This is a genomic window from uncultured Thiocystis sp., from assembly GCF_903866365.1.
Taxonomy (GTDB): Bacteria; Pseudomonadota; Gammaproteobacteria; order Chromatiales; family Chromatiaceae; genus Chromatium.
Map to the genome: position 1 here is coordinate 1 of NZ_CAIPNF010000432.1, position 1,780 is coordinate 1,780.

Consider the following 1,780-nt stretch of genomic DNA (forward strand, 5'->3'; position numbering starts at 1 on the left):
AGATCGACGGGCTGAGGGGCGTGGAGCATGGCAGCAAAAAGCTAACACATCGCACCTCTCCACTGATTTTCAAGGGCTTGTCGGCTATGTTGGCGCTTATGGGGTGTTGACCCTTGGCCTATAACCCGCCCTGGCGTCCCAATTTCGAGATAGCCGCTCTGGTCGGTTGGCTGCTGCTTGGGTTGGTCGCCGCCGCACTGCATCGGTGGTGGCCGCTGCACCAGGCTCCCTTCCAAGTGCTGGCGGCGCTGTCGATCCCGCTCGGGCTGCGCTGGCTGGCGCCCGCATTACGTCACGGGCATCGTCAGGCCAAACTCGCCGGGTCGGCCCTCAGTTTTCTGACGCTCACGCAACTGCGCGACCAGTGTCGCCGCCACCGCGACGACCTTTGGTTCGGCTGGGGCTTCGACTGGAACAGCGAACATGCCCAACTGTCGCTGGATCTGATCCGCGCCGGACCGGAGCGGTTCGTGCCGGTGCAATCGCAATTGGGCGCGCACTGGCTGCACGGACTGGCGGCGCGCGAGACCCCGGTCTGGCTGCCGGTCGAGCACAGCGCCGGGCACATCCTGATCGTCGGCACCACCGGCGCGGGCAAGACCCGCCTGCTCGATCTGCTGGTCACCCAGGCGGTGTTGCGCGGCGAGGCAGTGGTCATCATCGACCCCAAGGGCGATCAGGATCTTCAGGAATCGGCGCGGCTGGCATGTGCGCAAAGCGGTCAGCCGGAGCGCTTCGTGAGCTTCCATCCGGCGTTCCCGGATCGCAGTCACCGCATCGATCCCCTCTACAGTTTCAACCGCGCGACCGAAATCGCCAGTCGCATCGCCGCCATCATGCCCAGCGTCAGCGGCAACGATCCGTTCAAGAGCTTCTCGCAGATGGCGCTCTCGCAGGTCATCGGCGGGGTGCTGGCCGCCGGCGAGCGCCCGAATCTGATGAACCTGCGCCGCTCTCTGGAAGGCGGCGTCGATCCCCTGGTGGTGCGGGTCCTGACGCGCTATTTCGACGAGCATGCCCCCGGTTGGGAAGGCCAGGCCGCGCGCTTCGTCGGCAAGGCGCAGGACACCCCGGCGCGCGCCGCCGGTCTGGTCCGGCTGTATCGGGAAACCGTGCGCGGCGAACATCCCTCGACCGTCATCGACGGCCTGGTGTCGCTGTTCGCGCACGACAAGGTGCATTTCGCCAAGATGGTCGCAAGTCTGTTTCCGATTCTGAACATGCTCACCGCCGGCTCGCTCGGTCCGCTGCTCTCCCCCGACAGCGCCGATGCCCAGGATGCGCGCCCGATCACCGCCATGGCGAGCCTGGTGGAACGCGCCCAGGTCGCCTACATCGGCCTGGATTCGCTGTCCGACGGCCTGGTGGGTGCGGCGATCGGCTCGATCCTGATCGCCGATCTGGCCGCCGTCGCCGGGGATCGCGACAACGACGGGGTCAACCATCGTCCGGTCAACGTCTTCATCGACGAAGCCTCCGAAGTCGTCAATGACCCGATGATCCAGTTGCTCAACAAAGGGCGCGGGGCCGGGCTGCGCCTGACCATCGCCACCCAGACCTTCGCCGACGTTGCCGCGCGCACCGGCAGCGAGGCCAAGGCGCGTCAGGTGTTGAGCAACCTCAACACCCTGATCGCGCTGCGCGTGCTCGACGCCGAGACCCAGGAGTACGTCACCGCCAGTCTCCCCAAGGTCCGTCTCAAAACCATCACCCGCACCCAGGGCACCTCGACGCAACCGGATCTGCTGTCGCATTCGGCCAATGTCGGCGAGCAACTCCA

General features: G+C 66.2%; 1 protein-coding gene. It reads left to right on the plus strand.

The window, feature by feature from the left end:
* Positions 1-113: 113 nt before the first annotated feature.
* Positions 114-1,780, plus strand: a 1,667-nt coding sequence (traD, locus tag QZY07_RS23570; RefSeq protein ID WP_295408215.1) for a conjugative transfer system coupling protein TraD, incomplete at its 3' end; no start/stop codon positions are given.